The organism is Stenotrophomonas sp. GQ19, assembly GCF_059758695.1.
In genome coordinates, this window is the sequence record NZ_JCAXES010000001.1 from 937,584 (window position 1) to 954,067 (window position 16,484).

Here is a 16,484-nt window from a genome sequence, read left to right on the forward strand (position 1 = left end):
TGGTTTACAGCCCTTACGCATGTCGCTTTCGCCGTACCGCCCCTGCCCGACCCTGCTGTTCCTGGCCGTCGCCCTCGGCCTTTCCGCTGCCGCCCACGCCGCCCCCCAGGCCACCACCCTCGACGCGGTCAATGTCACCGCCGCCAACGAGACCGAGCAGGCCCGCGCCACGCTCAAGCGCGTTCCCGGCGCCAGCAACGTGGTGGACCTGACCAAGGCCGACGGCCGGCTGTCCACCAGTGCCGATGTGCTGGCCTACCAGCCGGGCATCAGTGCGCAGTCGCCGGGCAATGAAGGCGCCAAGGTGTCCATCCGTGGCTCGGGCATCAACCGGGGCCCGGGCGCGCATGCGTCGGGCATTGCGGTGTCGCTGGATGGGCTGCCGTTGAGTGGCCCCGGTGGCACGCCGTATGAGCTGCTTGAGCCGCTGTGGCTGAGCCGGGCCGAGGTGCTGCGCGGTGCCAACGGGTTCGAGCGCGGCGCCTTGGCGCTGGGCGGTGCCATCAACTACGTGAGCCGCAACGGGCGCGATTCGGCCGGGCTGGAACTGCAGTACGAAGCGGGCAGTCGCGGGTACCAGAAGCGCAGCATCGGCTATGGCGGGGTGAGCGGCGATGTCGACTACTACCTGGCCTACACCGATACCGAATCGGACGGCTACCAGCGCCACGCCGCCAGTGACGGCAAGGGCGCGATGGCCAATCTGGGCTGGCAGATCACCCCGACCCTGGAAACGCGCTTCTTCGTGCGTTACCGCGAGACCAATCACGAAACGCCCGGGCGCCTGACCCGCGACCAGATCCGCAACGACCCGCGTGCGGCCAACCCGGCCAACCTGGCCATCGACGCGCGCCGTCCGCAGCCGGGCAGCACCTGGATCGGCAACACGACCACCTGGCAGATCGACGAAGCGTCGTCGCTGCAGGCCGGGCTGGTGTACCACAAGTACCCGATGGACTTGAACGAAAGCCTGTACCGGCAGCAGCTGGATTACAGCAACCTCAACGCCACCGTGGACTACCGCCACCGCCACCTGCTGTTGGGCCGCACCAGCGTGACCACGCTGGGCCTGCGCGTGACACACGATCTGGACGCGGACGTGCGCGAAACGCTGCGCTTTGCCAGCAACGGCTATGCCGCCGGCACGCATACGCGCGACTTCTCGCACCACGGCACAGACAGCACGCTGCACATAGGCAACGACCTGGCCCTCACCGACGCGCTGCACCTGCAGACCGGGCTGGCGCTGATCAACACCCGCCGCGATGTGCAGGTGACCTGGCCGGCCACGCCCGAACGCCTGCGCGAGCACCAGTGGGACTACGCGCCGCGGCTGGGCTTCACCTGGCAGCAGACCCCGCAGCTGCAGTGGTTCGGCAACCTGAGCCGCTCGGTGGAGCCGGCGCATCCCTGGTCGATGATCTGGGGCTCGAACCAGTATTTCGCAGCAGGCAACGGAGCATCCACCGGTCGCCAGCGCGCGCCGGTGCAGCTGGACAACCAGACCGCCACCACGCTGGAACTGGGCGCGCGCGGCGACAGCGTGCTCGGCCGCTGGGAGCTCACCGGCTACTACGCCCGCGTGCTGCATGAACTGCTCACCGTGGAAGTGGTGCCGGTACCGAACCTGTTCGTGGCCGAGAACAACGCCAGCCCCACCGTGCACCGTGGTCTGGAAGCTGGGCTGGACAGCACGCTGTGGCAAGGGCGCGATGGCCGCCTGTCGTTGCGCCAGGCCTACACCTTCAGCGACTTCCGCTACCGCGATGACGCGCTGTTCGGCAGCAACCGCCTGCCCGGCCTGCCCCGCCACTACTACCAGGCCGAGCTGCGCTACGACCACCCCGCCGGTTTCTACGCCGCGCTCAACACCGAGTACGCCTCGGCGATGTTCGTGGACTACGCCAACAGCGTCCGCGCCGACAGCCACGCCATCGTCGGCAGCCGGGTCGGGTTTGATGCACCCAGCGGGCGCTGGCAGGCGTGGGCGGAGATGCGCAACATCGGCGACCGCCACTACGCGGCGACGGTAACGCCGGGCTACAACGATGCCGGCAAGGACGTGGCCCGCTCCACCCCGGGCGAAGGCCGCGGGGTGTACGCCGGCCTGCGCTGGCGCTTCGACTGATCGGGCCGGCCAGCAACGGCAGCGTTGCTGGCCCTTGGCGAGCGGTGGTTCAGATCGCAGCGGCCTGCGAGAACAGCGACAAATACATAGCCAGCACCGCAAAGCTGCCCCACAGCAACATGCTGACCATCCCCACCACGCCGGCCAACCAGTAGCGCAGCCCGCCACCGAACACCGCCACCAGCACCACCAGTACCGGGCCTGTCCAGACCCACGGGTAGGTGCTGACGAAGGCAGCGGAAAGTGCCGACGGTGCCATGCCCGCCTCGAGCAACGGCGCCAACAGGCGCGGCAGCAGTGCAGCGCCCATCGCCGTGACCAGCACCGCGGTGATGCCGCTGCAGGCCAGCCCGATCACCAGTGCGCCCACCCCGGCGATGCCGCCGGTGGCACCGGCCAATGCGCGTTGCAGCAGGCTCATTTGCCGCGCACCGTCTGCAGCACATCGGCCAGGGTGTCTGCGTGGGGCGCGATTTCCTGCGCCACCCAGCCCAGCCCGGCGGAAAACACCAGCACGCCGATCAGCGGCCAGAAGGTATGGGCCAGGCACAGCCGCCACCAGCCCTGCGCGCGCATGCCCTGCATGCGCCGGTACAGGCCCCCGGCAATGGCGGTGTCGACCAGCAGCTCGGCCATCAGCACCGGCGCGGACCAGATCACCCAGCTGGCGGCCACCAGCGTTCCGGCAGCGATCGCCAGTACCGCGATGAGGGCCATGACCGGCACGCCCGCATCGCCGTCGGCGAGATCCAGCAGTGACCCGTCGCTGCTGGGGGTGTCCGCGCTGGTGCGGGTCGACGGCGCCCAGGACGCCGATGCGCCACCGCCACCGGACTGCCCACCCTGCCCGCCCCACTGCGGCCCCGTGTTGGGCGACGACGAGCCGCCACCACCGCCGGTGTTGATCACCGCCTCGGCAACGTCATTCCGGCGCAGGTGCAGCCATAGCCACATCAACAGCAGGAACGTGAGGTAGGCCATCAGCACGGCCAGCGGATACCGCAGCAGCATCGTATCCAGGCCACCCAGACGCAGCAGGTGTGCAGCCAGCAGGCCCGCCACGGCAGTGACCATCACGATCACGGCCATCTGCAGACGCGGCCAGCCGCCACGCTGCAGCTGCTGGCGGGCGCGGGCAGTTTCGCTGCCGCGGGTCAGCGGCAGCAGCAGCGGCCTGGGCGGTCGCACCACCCGCCGGTTCATGGCTGCACCTGCTTGGTGACCGCCTCGATGCGATGGCCATCGGGGTCGATCACGAACGCCGCATAGTAGCGGTCACCGTAATCCGGTCGCAGTCCGGCGGGGCCATTGTCATGCCCGCCGGCCTGCAGCGCGGCGCGATGGAAGTCCTGCACCGCGGTGCGCGTGGGGGCGCTGAAGGCCAGGTGAAAGCCGGCCCCGGGCGCGGCGGCATCGTCGCGCAGTTTCAGGCACAGCATGTCTTCGTCGTCGACCAGCCCGTAGCCGATCGCGGTGTCATCCTCGAACACGCGGCGGTACCCCAGCGCACCGAGTGCGGCGTCGTAGAACGCGCCGGCCGCAGCCAGGTCGCGGACCCCAAGGGACAAGTGATGCAGCATGCGGACGTCCTTGCCGTGGAATGCGGAATGCAGGGCGACAGTGTAAAGGCGCGTCGCGCTCAACGGCGCTTGCGGGTGCTCATCCGCGCGCAGGCAACGCCACCAGCGCCTGCAGCTGCGCCGCCACCCGGTCGAACGGTGCGATGTCCTGCATCGCCCGGCACATCGCCACAGCACCTTCCACGCTGGCGATGATCAACGTGGCCTGCGCGGCCGCCTGCGCCGGCGCATGGCCGGCCGCCAGCAGCGCAGCGCCCAAGCGCTGTTCCCACCGCGCGAACACCGCCGCCGCTGCACCGCGTGCCTGGCTGGCCACCGCATCCAACGGTTCTTCCACAGCAGCCGCCAGCACCGGGCAGCCGGCAGCAAACTGCGTGCGCAGCAGGCGTGCGCGCCACATCTGCAGAAACTGCTGCAGACCCGGCTCCGCGCCGTCCTGCAAAAGTTCGGCGAGCAGAGCATCCACCTTGTCACCGGCCTGGGTGGTGGCGCGCGCCAGCAGTTCCTGCTTGCCGCCCGGGAAATGGTGATACGTGGAGCCCAACGGCGCATCGGCGGCCTTGGTCACCTCGCGGATGCTGGTGGCATTGAGGCCCACCCGCGCCAACATGTCCGCCGCTGCCGCGATGACGCGCTGGGGTGCATCGGTAGGACGAGGCGACATGGCGCGATTCCTTGCTAAGACAGTCGTCATACATTAGCGTATCCGGACTATAACAGTCGTCATATTCCACATGAATCTCTGGTTCCGCCTGCTGTACCTGCTGCTGTGCAGCTTCTTCCGGCCGCGGCTGGCCGCCCCGTTCGGGGTGTCACGGCTGCCGTTCCGGGTGCTGCCCAATGACCTGGACAGCAACCTGCACATGACCAACGGGCGCTACTGGAACATCTTCGACCTGGGCCGCCTGGACCTGATCCTGCGGATGGGCCTGGGCCGCGTGGCCCTGCGCGAAAAATGGGCGCCGATCGTGGGTGCCGGCACCATCCAGTTCCGTCGTGAACTGAAACCCTTCCAGCGCTTCACGCTGGAAACGCGGCTGGTGGGCTGGGTCGGCACGCGGGTGATCATGGAGCAGCGCGTGCTGCTGGGCGAGGAGAAGATCGCCACCCGCGCCCTGCTGGTCACCGGCATCTACGACCGCCGCCAGCGCCGCTTCGTGGACATGCCGCGGATGATGCAGTCCATCGGCGCCGACGACGTGCCCTCCCCACCCCTCAGTGCCGCCGCCGACGCCTTGTTGGCGGCAGACGCGGCGCTCAAGCAGGACGACGCCTGACCGCGCCGTTCAGCGCGGTCGCGACAGCGCCTGCTGGATCGCCGCCTCGGCCAGCGGCGCCATCCGCGCATAGCCGGCTGGCGTGGGGTGCACGCCATCGGCAGCCAGCGCCTTGTCCAAGCCACCGTCGCGGTTGGCCAAGGGCGTGTGGTAATCCAGATACACCACGTTGTGCGCGCTGGCGTACCGCTTCAACGCCGCATTCAACGCGCGCACCTTCGGCGCCGGTTGCACGCCGCGCTGCCACGGGTAGTCGCTGACCGGCAACACCGAACTGAGCACCACCGCGATGCCGTGTGCATGGGCCAGTTCCACCATCGACTGCAGGTTGTCTTCGATCATCGCCTGGGTGGCCGCCCCGGTATTGCCGGCAATGTCGTTGGTGCCGGCCAGGATCACCACCACCGCCGGCTGCAACGCGATCACATCCTGGCGGAAGCGCACCAGCATCTGCGCGGTGGTCTGCCCGCTGATGCCGCGGTTGAGGTAGCCCTTGCCGGGGAAGAAGGTGTCGCTGCCGGTGCGACCCCAGCCTTCAGTAATGGAATCGCCGAACAACACTACGCGCGGCTTACCGGGAAGCGGGGCCGCCAACGCGGCGTTTTCATCCCGGTAACGCTGCAATTGGGGCCAGTCGCGCAGGCGCTGCTGCAACTCGGCGACCTGGCGCTCCTGAAGCGTGCCGGCGGGCTGCAGCAGCAGCGGATTGACCGCGGGCGTATCGGTAGCGGCATGTGCGGCGGGTACGGAACACACCGCCAGTAACATCAGGGCCAGGAACGGTCGCATATCAGGCACTCCTTGGGTGCAGGTTGAACGCCACGCGGGCCTCAGACTACGTGGCTGCCCGCATCGGTGCCAGCGTGCGTACGCGCTGCATCAGCCCCGCCACGCCAGTACTTGGGCCCGCGTTGCCAGCGCGGTTTCAATGCGCTGCAGGCAATCGGGCGTGGGGCTGACCAGGTACCACTGCGCGCTCCGGCGCAGCAGCGGCAGGTCGGCATGATGGTCGGTATAGGCCATCGCCCACGGCGGTGCGAAGCCACGCGCGGCCAGCATCGGAATCTTGTTCTCGCCCAGGCAGTGCTGTTCGCTGACCCAGCCGCCCCATAGCGGGCGCAGCGTGGAGGCCACCAGCGGTACCTCGCCCAGCCCGCCATGGACCAGCAGCGCGCGTGCCAGTGGTTCCCAGCAGCCGGTAGCGATGACCACCCGGTCCCCCTGCGCCAGGTGCTCGCGCAGGCGTGCAACGGCCGGTGCGATGAACAGCGCTTCGTCCGCCGCGAACACGGCATCGGCATGCGCCTGTGCCAGCGCCTGCATTACCTCGCGGCTGCGCCCAAAGGTGGCCAGCCATACCGCACACCGCGTGGGCAGGCGGCGCGTGCGGCGGACCAGCAGCAATGGCCCCAACAGCGGCAGCGCCACGATCAGCACGGCCAGGCGCCACGGCTGGCGGCACAGCAGGCCCTTGAAGAAGCGACCCGCAGTTTCCCAGCGGGTCAAGGTCAGGTCGAAATCGAACACAACCACGTTGGCGTCGTTTGCGGTGGGCATCCGCGCAGTCCCTTATGCGGTGGAGTGCCGATCATAGCGGCACTGCATGCGATCACCGCCGGCGGTGCCACTCAGAACCCGTCGAGCGTGCGCAACAATGAGCCGAAGGTGAGGTAGAACGAATCGTGGCCGCCCTCGGCGCGTCCATAGCCCAGGAACACCGGGCCCAGGAAAGTGTCCGCGCCGATGAACAGGCTGCCGGCGGTCTGCATGCCATCGATGTTCACCGCGTCGCGGGTCTGCCAGAAACCGCCCCATTCCACGCTGCCGCCGACATACAGCGGAATGGTCAGCAGCGAATCGGCGTGGGCGACGCGGCGGTAGTACATCACCCGCGCCAACGCGGTCTGTGGCGCGAAGATCGCCTCTTCCGGATACCCGGACAGGTTGCCCAACCCGCCCAGGAAGCCATAGGTGGCCAGGACGTCATCGCCACCATGCGCCGACGACGCCCGCACGCCACCCAGCCAGCGGTTGCGGCCGTGCGACCACGCCCCATCCCACTGCAGGCGCGTGACTGCGGCCGAATCGGCCGTACCGAGCGTGTCGAGGTAGTGCTGACGGGTCAGCGACAGGCGCTGGCCGCGGCTGGGGAAGGCCGAACTGTCGATCGAATCGTGGCGCAGCTGCCAGCCCACGCTGCCCATGTCGGCGCGGTAGTTGCCCAGTTCGCTCGGGTTGCCCACGTCCAGTCGCAGCCGCTCTCGTCCACGCTCCAGGAAGCCGGCCAGCTCCCAATCCGGATGCGGCGAATACGCCCAGCGCACACCGCCCAGCCATTGGCTGTAACGGAACTCCGCCAGCGCGCCGCCGCGCATCAACGCCAGGTCCAGGTCGGTCGCGCGATACTTCGCATAGGTCGATAGCGCATGCCGTCCGCTGCGGCCAAACGGACGGTAGTACTCGGCAAACGCCTCCTCCACCTCGCCAAGGCCCACGCGCAGTTTCAGCTCGGCGCCCTGGTCGCTCAACCCGGTACGGGTCAGCTCGCTGATCAGCTGGTAGTTGCTGCTGCCATCGAAATCATCGGACAGGCGCAGCGCGAAGTGCAGGAAATCCGGCCCCCAGCGCTTGTCCTGCGGCGCCACCACCAGTCCCTGGCGGCCGTCACGGTCTTCCAGCCGCCATTGCACCTGCTGGTAGCGCCCTTCGCCGTAGGCGGTGGCCACCTGCTGCTCCACCTCGTCCGGCGCCAACGGACTGCCCACCTGCGATTGCAGGCGTTGTTCGATGTAGCGCCCGGTGCGGGTGCCGTCGCGCAGCACATCGACGAAGGCGACGATCGGCGCCGCATAGGCGGGCGGTCGATGCTGGCGCTCGAACGCGGCGTAGCGTGCCGGGTCCACCTGGTAGCGGCGGATCCCGTCGACCTCGGCCTGCGCGGCCTGCTCGCCCACGCCCACGGCCTGCGGTGAGCGGTTGAAATCCTGGCTGCCCATGTCACCCAGCGCCGGGGTCACCAACAGGTCCTGCGCGCCCAGCGTGGCCAGCTGCGCCTGGATCTCGCGCTGCATGAGCACGCTGGCCATCTGGTGACTGATCGCCAGGGGCGAGTCCAGCTGCGCTTCGGTCATCAACGGCGTGCCCACCCGCGACACGATCAGCCGCTGCGCACCCAGACGCCGTGCTTCATCGATGGGCAGGTTGTCCACCACGCCACCATCGACCAGCAGCCGGTCCTCGTAGCGAACCGGCGCAAACACGCCGGGCACCGACATGCTGGCGCGAATCGCCAGGGCCAGGTCGCCCTGGGCGAACACCACTTTCTCGCCACTCACGATATCGGTGGCGATGGCTCGGAAGGGAATTGGCAGCTGATCGAAATCGCGCACCTGCCAGGTGGGCAGCAACAGGCGACGCAGCAGCATTTCCAGCTTCTGCCCCTGGATCAGGCCCTGCGGAAAGGCAATCTTGCCGTTGCTCAGGCCGACCTCCACGCCACCCAGCAGGCGCAGGTCGTCCTCCTTGCGGCGCATGCTGCGCTCGTTGCGCGGCGGCTTGTCGCGCAGCACCTCGGCCCAGTCGATGCGGTCCAGCACCGCCTCGATCTCGTCGGCGGTGTAGCCGGAGGCATACAGCCCGCCCACCACCGCGCCCATCGAGGTGCCGACGATGCAGTCGATCGGCACACGCTCGCGTTCCAGCACCTTGAGCACGCCGATGTGGGCTGCACCGCGCGCGCCGCCGCCGCCGAGGACCAGGCAGGTGCGGGGGCGCTCAGCGGCGTCGAGAAGAGTGGCGTCCACAGTCGCAGGCGCCTGCGCGCCCGCCAGGGCAGGCAGGATCGCCAGCATGCACACCGCCAGCACCCCGCGCACGCGTTCACCGCGCCGTGCTGCGCGTCCGATCTGCATCAGGCTTCTCCCCGGGTGCGGCCATGCACCGCTTCACCCGCGCACTCTGCCTGCCGGTGACGGTCGCGTCCAGACGTACCGCACCTACAACGCGGGCCCGTGCCGGCCCTTCACTCACTCCCCAGCAGCAGCAAGTGACCGTCGTCCGTGGGATCCATGGCCAGGTAGACAACCTTGTCGCCCCGGCGGAAGCCCGCCGAGCACACCGCCTGCCAGCCCTGGCCGCAGTCGACCTCGGGGAACGCGGCGAACGGCGGCGCCCCTTCGTAGTCGTGTGGTTCAACGGTCCAGCCATCGCGCAGTAGCGCGCTGCGTACCGGCACGTAGTCCATGCCGCGGTGGAGGCCGAGCTGCTCCAATGTGGTGGTGGATTCGGTGGTGGCGTCGGTCGCTGGCGCGACGGCCAGCAGCAGGGAAATCAGCAATGTGTTCATTGTGGCGCAGGATAACGAAGATCGGCCGCCCGTTGCAGGGCGGCCGATCAGGTGGGGCATCACGCGCTGTCGAGCAATGGTCGACGTTACCGCGCGTTCTTCACGTAGGTGTCGAACCAATTGAGCATTTCGTACACCAGCTGCTCGTTGGACTCCAACGCGGTGTACCAGTGCGGCTCGTTGGGCAGCATCACCAGACGCGTGGTGCCGCCGTTGCCGCGGATGGCCTGGTAGAGCTTGCGCGACTGGAACGGTTCGGTGCCCGGGTTGGCATCGTCCTCACCGTGGACCAGCAGCAACGGCAGCTTGATCTTGTCGGCATAGAAGAAAGGCGAGGCCTTCAGGTACACGTCCTGCGCCTGCCACACCGAGCGCCGCTCGTTCTGGAAACCGAACGGGGTAAAGGTCTTGTTGTACGACCCGCTGGTGGCCACGCCGGCCTTGAACAGGGTGGTGTGCGCGATCAGGTTGGCGGTCATCAGGCCGCCATGGCTGTGCCCGGTCACGCCGATCCGGTTACGGTCGACCACGCCCAGGTCCACGGCCTTGTCCACTGCGGCCTTGGCATCGGCTTCGAGCTGCTCCAGGTAGGTGTCGTAGGCGTTCTTCGGGTCGCCCACGATCGGGAACGACGCGTTGTCGATGATCGCGTAGCCGGCCAGCAGCATCAGCCGGTACGGCGCCAGCCGGGTGAAGGTCTGCTGCGAACCGGACACCTGCCCGGCCTGCGCGGCGCTGGCGAAGTCGGCCGGGTAGGCATACAGGATGGCCGGCACGCGCTGGCCTTCCTTGTAGCCGGGCGGCGTGTACAGGGTGAACGACAGGTCCACGCCATCGGCGCGCTTGTAGGTCACCAGCCGCTTTTGGATCTGGCGCACTTCCGGGGTCGGGTCGGTGAGTCGGGTCAGCGCGGTGGCGGTGGAGGCGTACTGCGCTTCCCCTTCCTTCGCCGCGGCGTTGCGCTCGCCCTGCTGGCGCACGAACGCGTTCGGCGGGTCCATCACCGACTGGTGCCAGGTGAGGTAGCGGCCGGGCGTGGCGGTCAGGCCGAGGATCTGCTCATACGCATCGGCGTCGCTGCGGAACAGGCGCTCGGTCTTCAGCGAGCCCAGGTCCAGGCGATCCAGGAACGGGCGGTCGCCCTGCGGCGAAGCGCCCTGCCCGCGCAGGAACACGAATGCACCGTCCTGGCGCACCACCGACGCGCCGTTGGGCAGGCGCGTAAACACCAGGTTGCCCGGGTCGGCGTACTGCTCGTCGCTGGACAGATCCCACAGCAGGCGGCCTTCCTTCGTCGGCTGGTCCACATCGACGATGCGGGTCTGGCGCCAATGGCGGTTTTCATCGTTCTCAAACAGGAACGACACGGCCGGATCGGCGCTCCATGCGATGCCTTCGAAGCGCTGCGCGGTGCGGGCGATTTCCTGCGGTTTGCCGCTGAACGGTGCCTTCAGCGCAAGCACGCGGTCGCGGTGCGGCACGGTCACCTTCCAGTCGCCCTTGTCCAATGCCTCGGCATAGACCAGCGTGGCCGGGTCGGTGGCGCGCCAATCAAAATCACGCGGACCTTCGGGTACGCCGTGCACCGGCACGCGGTCGGCCAGCGGCAGGCTGGCGATCGGTGCTGCGCGGCCCGTGGCCAGGTCGAGCACGGCCACGTCGTTGGCGAAGCGCTGGTAGGTCACGGCGTGGGAGAACGGCGCCTTCAGGGTCTCGGTCAGCACGTGCACGCCGTCCGGTGCCGCGTTGACCTCGTTGTACAGCGCCGGCGCGCCGACGTTGCGCACCTGGCCGGCGACAACATCGACCACCGCCAGCTGCGACGCACCGTAGTAGGCAAACAGTTTTTCATCGTGCGCGCTGGTCAGCGTATCGCGCGCTTCATAGGTGCTGCTTTCGCCGCTGCTGCCGAGCGACTCCTGCACGTCCGGGCCACCGGGCCCGTTGCCGCTGGTCGGTGCCGGGCCCTGGTTGGCCGGCACCCGCTTGACCAGCAGCTGCTGCCCGCCGCCCAGCCACTGCAGGGTGTAGCCGAAGATCGGATTGAGCTGCACGTCCGGCACCTGCTTCACCTGGCCGGTCACCGCATCGCCCACCCACAGCTGCACCGAGGTCTCCACGGCGTTCTGGAACGCAAACCGCTGGCCGTCGGCAGACCACTGCGCCGCACCCGCGCAGCCCTGCGGCAAGGCCACCTTGGTGTGCTTGGCGGTCCCCACGTCGACCAGGGTGAAGTCGGCCACGCAGGCCGGGATGCCATAGCCGCCCTGGGTGTCATGGCGGCTGCGGTTCTTCGGCTCCAGGCGCACGCCAGCCAGCTTGAGGTACGGCTGGGCCACGCGCTCGATCGAGGGATAGGTCTGCGCGGTGGTCAGCAGCAGGCGCTGCCCGCTCGGGTCCAGACTGGGCGCCGGCGGCGGCGGGGCCTTGAGTACCTTGAGCAGGTGCTCCGGCGGCTTGGCGTAGTCGGCAAAGGCCGGCGCGGTGGCGAACAGACTGAGGGTGGCAACAGCAACGGCCGCGGCCAGGGTGGTACGACGAATCGGCATGTGGGTCCCCTTGCGATGGTGGGTACCCGGCGGCAGGGACGTCGCCGGGCAAACGTCGAATCTAGCACCGGGCGTCCGGGTCGGAATGGGCCGAAAGCACTGGCTTGCCGCCGCAGGCGCGAGCCGGCGCGCCGTTACTCCAGCGAGCGCGGGGTGCTGGTGAAGGTGTGCAGGCGGTCGCCGTAGAACATGAAGAACAGCTGCAGGGTCATCGGGTGGGTGGCGGTGCCGCCCCTGGCCTGCGGATCGTCGGCCAGGCACTCGGTGATGTCCGAGCCGGCGGGAACCGCGTCGCACTGCAGGGTCAGCTGATGGCGCGCGGCAAACCGCTCGACCGCTGCGCGGGAGCCGCCGTCCAGCGCGGCAGCCTGCACCTGTTCGCGCCAGAAGGTCTCGCGTGCCTGCAGGTTGCTGCCCGCACGGAATCCATCCAGCAGGCCGCTGTACCACAGCAGCAGCGCGCCCAGGACGACCAGCACCAGATATGCCATTCCCTTGCCCATGTTTCCTCCCTGTGCCGCAGCCTGCATCCGGTTCCGTACCGGGCTGCCGGCCACGGTAAGATGACGCTGCAGCCTCGTCAATGGACGCTCCGTGCGCACACTCCACGCCCTTCGTTACATCACGCCCCTTCGTGAGGGCGGCTCCCTGCCCGCTGTTGTCGAAACCGATGACGACGGCATGGTGGTGCTCAAATTCCGCGGCGCCGGGCAAGGCCCCAAGGCGCTGATCGCCGAGCTGATCGCCGGTGAAATGGCGCGCAGCGTCGGCCTGCCGATCCCGGAAATCATGTTCGTCGAACTCGACCGCGAGTTCGCCCGCACCGAGCCCGATCCGGAGATCCAGGACCTGATCCGCGCCAGCGAGGGCGTCAACCTCGGCAGCGATTATCTGCCCGGCGCCATCAACTACGACCCGGCGGCCATGCCGGTGGATGCCGACCTGGCCTCGCGGATCGTGTGGTTCGACGCGCTGACCAGCAACGTGGACCGCACCGCGCGCAATCCGAACCTGATGGTGTGGCACCGCAAGCTGTATCTGATCGACCACGGTGCGGCGATGTACTTCCACCACGACTGGGCCAACGCCGGCGAGGCCTGCGAAAAGCCGTTCGTGCTGATCCGCGACCATGTGCTGCTGCCGTTCGCCACGCAGATCGCCGAGGTGGACGCGACGTTGGCCGCATTGCTGCCCGATGCCGAAATCGAGCGCATCGTCGGCCTGGTGCCGGACAGCTGGCTGGTCGACGAACCCACCTTCGACAGCCCGGCGCAGTATCGCCAAGCGTATATCGACTATCTCAAGCGCCGCCTGCAGGTGCGTGCCGTCTTCGTCCAGGAGGCCGTCCGTGCCCACGCTGCATACGTATGACTACGCGGTGATCCGCGTGGTGCCGCGGGTTGAACGCGAAGAGTTCATCAACGTCGGGGTGATCGTGTCGTGCCCGGGGGCCAAGCACCTGGAAGCGGCGATCGAGATCGATCCGGCGCGGATGCACGCATTCGCCCCGTCCCTGGACATGGACGCGCTGCAGCCGTGGCTGGATGCCATCGTGGCCATCTGCCGTGGCGACGCGGACGCCGGCCCGATCGCACAGCTCCCGGCCCGGGCGCGCTTCCACTTCCTCACCGCCAAGCGCAGCTCGGTGGTGCAGATGTCGAGCACGCACGTAGGCCGCACCGCCGACCCGGCCGGCGTGGTGGCGCACCTGCTGACCAAAATGGTGCGGGTACCGTAAGGCCGGATTCCAGAGGTTGATGCACGCGGGCGTTGATCCTCGCGTAGCGCCGGGCTCTGCCCGGCTGCCTCTGGGACGCGTAGAGCCGGGTTCTACCCGGCTGCCTCTGGGACACGTAGAGCCGGGTGCTACCCGGCCAGGACAATCGATGCGACTCACAGATCCCAGGTTGCACACGCGCGCAGGTGATCAGGCGTCATCGTATCCAGGACCCACGCACCGCGCCTGACCGCGTTGCACACGCCCCCGCCCGCCCAGCAGCGCACATGCAGCAGCCGCTGCCAGCATCAATGCCGCTGCAGCGGAATGCCCCGCCGCGTACCCGTACTGGAATGCGCTGCCGCCGCCATCGGTGCCCAGCGACTGTGCCGTCGTCAGCACCGCCTGCATGCCGCGCCACAGAAGCACTCCCCCGGCAGACAGGAAAACGAACGGCACCACACTGCGAAACAGGGTCATGGCGGATCCATCGCATTGATCAGGGCCTCCATCGTAGTGGATCTTTCCGTCGGTTCGGCTGTCACTTCGGCAGCGCGTATGCCACCACCCGGGTGGCGGTTACCCCGCTGGCGCAGGGGCTACTTCGGGGCGGGCCCAGCCCAGCGGCTGGTGACCAGGCTGCGGATACGCATGCGAAGCGTGTTGCTTCTGGTGGGTCCGAGATGTCGAGCACGCACGTAGGTCGCACATCTGACCCAGCGCGCGGGGGGCGCACCTGCTAACGAGGTCGGTGCGGGAACCGTAACGCCGGAATGCAGGCGCTGATGCACCCGTAGAGCCAGGTTCTACCTGGCTGCCCTTGCAGCTGCGAATAAGAGCAACAGCGGCCGGGCAGAGCCCGGCGCTACGGGGGTGGACACGTAGCGCCGGGTTTTACCCGGCTGCTCTTGCCGCTGCGGCGAAGAACAACAGCGGCCGGGCAGAGCCCGGCGCTACGGGGGTGCGCGTAGAGCCGGGTTCTACCCGGCTGCTCTTGGCGGTGCAGCGAAGAGCAACAGCGGCCGGGCAGAGCCCGGCGCCACGGGGGTGCGCGTAGAGACGGGTTCTACCCGGCTGCTCTTGGCGGTGCAGCGAAGAGCAACAGCGGCCGGGCAGAGCCCGGCGCTACGGGGGTGCGCGTAGAGCCGGGTTTTACCCGGCTGCTCTTGTCGCTGCGGCGAAGGGCAACAACGGCGGGGCAGAGCCCGGCGCTACCCGGTTGGCCAGCGGCACCAGGCGAAGGGGTACTCGCCGACCGCCGTCGTCAATCCGGCGCGCACCGGGTTGGCAAGAATGTAATTCGCCTCGGCCAGCCACTGGCGTTCGTCGCGTTGAAGTTGATCGTAGTAGCCTGGCTGCCAGATCGCGCCTTGCGTGCCGTTGCGCTGATTGATCGCCTTGGCGGCCCGCGATTTGGTGGTGCGCACGATGGTGGCCAACGTACTGCTGCGCAAGGTAAACATCCAGTGCACGTGGTCCGGCATGACCACCCAGGCCATGGATCGCGTGCGGCCTTCATGATCCGACGCTTGCATCCAGCGGATCATTTCATCCGCGTTGGCAGCAACGGCGAAGAGACGTTGGCGACGTGCGGTGACCGTGGTGACCGTGGTGACGACGTAGCAGTGCCCTTGGCAGGAGAATCTTCCACGTTGCAATGCGGGGCTGGCCATGGCGGCATCGTGCGACAGTCCAGCGCCATGTTGCAGCGGCCAATACCGTGCCCGCATGTAGGATAAATGCGCCGTGCCCGTAGAGCCGGGTTCTACCCGGCTGCCTTTGCCGCCGCAGCGAAGTGCAACAGCGGCCGGGCAGAGCCCGGCGCTACGGGATCACAGGCGTTGATCCCCGCGTAGAGCCGGATTCTACCCGGCTGTCCTTGCCTCAATCTCAGGGGCTTTGCCGCGTCACGCCCACGGTGATGTCGAACGCGGGAATCCGCGCCCACTCCTCCCGGGGGTAATGCAACGACTCCACGCCCATGCCGATTTCGTAGCTGACGCTGTCCATGCCTGCGCGCCAGACGTACGGCGCACCGCTGCTCCAGCCGCAGCATGCATAGCGGAGCAGAGGCAGGCCGAACGTGTCGTGCAGGTAGGTCTCCACCTGCACCGCAGACGCGCCACTGACCCGATACCGGGCCGTCATCGGCTTGATGTAGGACGCGTCATCCTGCTCACAGCCCAGATACTCGAGGGTGTCCGGCTTGCGACCCAGGGCCTGCAGGAAATCCTGGCAGTGCGTGTCCGGTGCGGCGAGGCCCGCACGGCGGCCGTGCGCGTCCCAATCGGCCACTGCCTCGTCCCGTGTCTGCGTGCCGGCCATCGCCGGAGCGGAAACCGCCAACAGGCACCACAGGGATACCGGCGGCAACCGCCCGGCGCAGGTCATGCTCATCGTCGGTCAGTGCACAGGGGCTATTTCGGGGCGGGCCCAGCCCAGCGGCTGGTGAGCTGGCTGCGGATCGGCGTGCGCAGGGTGTTGCTTTGGGTGGGATCGAAGCGCATGGCCTTGATCGCATCGACCGCCCAGCCGGCATGTGCGCCCGCCGGTTTGGCGTCGATGACCTGCACGTCGGCGGTATCGCCATCGGGGGTGATCGTGTAGGCCACGGTGACCTCTTCGGCGTAGGCCACCCGCTTGGGGTCGACGGTCAGGGGCGGGGTGAACGTGCCGGGCGCCGGGGTCCAATATTTGAGACCTTCGGCAGGCGTGAGCTCCAGCGGGGCCGGGTCTGCGGCCAGCGCCGCGGGGGCCAGCGCCAACGCAAGCGCGAGTACGGTGGTACGCAACAGCGTCACGTGCATGATCGTCCTTGTCTACCCTGGGTCGGGAATCCCCATCCTACCCGCTTGGGCGGGGTGGCCGCATCGTTGCCAATGCGCCCA

18 protein-coding genes are annotated in these 16,484 nt (G+C 68.3%); 4 read left to right on the plus strand and 14 right to left on the minus strand.

The features are described from left to right. Positions 1–19: 19 nt before the first annotated feature. Positions 20–2,128: a TonB-dependent receptor family protein gene (locus AC6CHL_RS04025; protein ID WP_498293449.1), complete on the plus strand. Its 2,109-nt coding sequence runs from the start codon at positions 20–22 to the stop codon at positions 2,126–2,128. Between the two features lie 49 nt (positions 2,129–2,177). Here the strand turns inward: AC6CHL_RS04025 and AC6CHL_RS04030 are convergent, their stop codons facing one another. The 4 genes from AC6CHL_RS04030 to AC6CHL_RS04045 form a co-directional block, all read right to left on the minus strand. Further along, the gene (locus AC6CHL_RS04030; protein ID WP_038687707.1) at positions 2,178–2,549 is read right to left on the minus strand and encodes a hypothetical protein; all 372 of its coding nucleotides are present in this window, start codon (positions 2,547–2,549) and stop codon (positions 2,178–2,180) included. Next, positions 2,546–3,331: a hypothetical protein gene (locus AC6CHL_RS04035; RefSeq protein WP_498293451.1), complete on the minus strand. Its 786-nt coding sequence runs from the start codon at positions 3,329–3,331 to the stop codon at positions 2,546–2,548. The genes AC6CHL_RS04030 and AC6CHL_RS04035 overlap by 4 nt, the downstream gene beginning before the upstream one ends. Further along, entirely contained in the window at positions 3,328–3,708 is a 381-nt protein-coding gene (locus AC6CHL_RS04040; protein ID WP_498293452.1) for a VOC family protein, read from the minus strand. Before AC6CHL_RS04040 ends, AC6CHL_RS04035 begins: the two co-directional genes overlap by 4 nt. 79 nt (positions 3,709–3,787) lie before the next feature. Then, positions 3,788–4,372: a TetR/AcrR family transcriptional regulator gene (locus AC6CHL_RS04045; RefSeq protein WP_498293454.1), complete on the minus strand. Its 585-nt coding sequence runs from the start codon at positions 4,370–4,372 to the stop codon at positions 3,788–3,790. Positions 4,373–4,442: 70 nt separating this feature from the next. Between AC6CHL_RS04045 and AC6CHL_RS04050 the strand changes: the two genes are divergently transcribed. After that, entirely contained in the window at positions 4,443–4,985 is a 543-nt protein-coding gene (locus tag AC6CHL_RS04050; protein ID WP_137189815.1) for a thioesterase family protein, read from the plus strand. Between the two features lie 9 nt (positions 4,986–4,994). Here the strand turns inward: AC6CHL_RS04050 and AC6CHL_RS04055 are convergent, their stop codons facing one another. From AC6CHL_RS04055 to AC6CHL_RS04080, 6 genes are all read right to left on the minus strand, one after another. Continuing rightward, entirely contained in the window at positions 4,995–5,774 is a 780-nt protein-coding gene (locus tag AC6CHL_RS04055) for an SGNH/GDSL hydrolase family protein (protein WP_498293455.1), read from the minus strand. A gap of 90 nt (positions 5,775–5,864) precedes the next feature. Further along, entirely contained in the window at positions 5,865–6,542 is a 678-nt protein-coding gene (locus tag AC6CHL_RS04060) for an HAD family hydrolase (RefSeq protein WP_498293457.1), read from the minus strand. A gap of 71 nt (positions 6,543–6,613) precedes the next feature. Then, positions 6,614–8,896: a patatin-like phospholipase family protein gene (locus AC6CHL_RS04065; protein ID WP_498293458.1), complete on the minus strand. Its 2,283-nt coding sequence runs from the start codon at positions 8,894–8,896 to the stop codon at positions 6,614–6,616. Positions 8,897–9,006: 110 nt separating this feature from the next. After that, on the minus strand, positions 9,007–9,330 hold the full coding sequence (locus tag AC6CHL_RS04070) for a hypothetical protein (RefSeq protein WP_498293460.1): 324 nt from the start codon (positions 9,328–9,330) through the stop codon (positions 9,007–9,009). 86 nt (positions 9,331–9,416) lie between these two features. After that, positions 9,417–11,879 carry a S9 family peptidase gene (locus AC6CHL_RS04075; protein WP_498293461.1) on the minus strand — a complete coding sequence of 821 codons (2,463 nt, stop codon included), beginning with the start codon at positions 11,877–11,879 and terminating at the stop codon, positions 9,417–9,419. Between the two features lie 134 nt (positions 11,880–12,013). Continuing rightward, positions 12,014–12,382: a hypothetical protein gene (locus tag AC6CHL_RS04080; protein ID WP_498293463.1), complete on the minus strand. Its 369-nt coding sequence runs from the start codon at positions 12,380–12,382 to the stop codon at positions 12,014–12,016. A gap of 91 nt (positions 12,383–12,473) precedes the next feature. On the opposite strand from AC6CHL_RS04080, the gene AC6CHL_RS04085 reads away from it, so the two are divergent. Together AC6CHL_RS04085 and AC6CHL_RS04090 are read left to right on the plus strand one after the other, a co-directional pair. Next, the gene (locus AC6CHL_RS04085; protein ID WP_448133980.1) at positions 12,474–13,250 is read left to right on the plus strand and encodes a HipA family kinase; all 777 of its coding nucleotides are present in this window, start codon (positions 12,474–12,476) and stop codon (positions 13,248–13,250) included. Next, the gene (locus AC6CHL_RS04090; RefSeq protein ID WP_038687684.1) at positions 13,228–13,617 is read left to right on the plus strand and encodes a DUF3037 domain-containing protein; all 390 of its coding nucleotides are present in this window, start codon (positions 13,228–13,230) and stop codon (positions 13,615–13,617) included. The genes AC6CHL_RS04085 and AC6CHL_RS04090 overlap by 23 nt, the downstream gene beginning before the upstream one ends. A 189-nt stretch (positions 13,618–13,806) precedes the next feature. On the opposite strand, the gene AC6CHL_RS04095 is transcribed toward AC6CHL_RS04090, so the two are convergent. The 4 genes from AC6CHL_RS04095 to AC6CHL_RS04110 form a co-directional block, all read right to left on the minus strand. Then, on the minus strand, positions 13,807–14,076 hold the full coding sequence (locus AC6CHL_RS04095) for a hypothetical protein (RefSeq protein ID WP_038687682.1): 270 nt from the start codon (positions 14,074–14,076) through the stop codon (positions 13,807–13,809). A 731-nt stretch (positions 14,077–14,807) separates the two neighbouring features. Further along, entirely contained in the window at positions 14,808–15,269 is a 462-nt protein-coding gene (locus AC6CHL_RS04100) for an REP-associated tyrosine transposase (RefSeq protein WP_498293465.1), read from the minus strand. A 217-nt stretch (positions 15,270–15,486) separates the two neighbouring features. After that, complete coding sequence (locus AC6CHL_RS04105) at positions 15,487–15,993, minus strand: DUF4952 domain-containing protein (protein ID WP_498293466.1); 507 nt, start codon at positions 15,991–15,993, stop codon at positions 15,487–15,489. A 20-nt stretch (positions 15,994–16,013) separates the two neighbouring features. Then, positions 16,014–16,397 (minus strand): energy transducer TonB, encoded by a 384-nt coding sequence (locus AC6CHL_RS04110; protein ID WP_498293467.1) that lies wholly within the window; start codon positions 16,395–16,397, stop codon positions 16,014–16,016. Positions 16,398–16,484 lie beyond the last annotated feature (87 nt).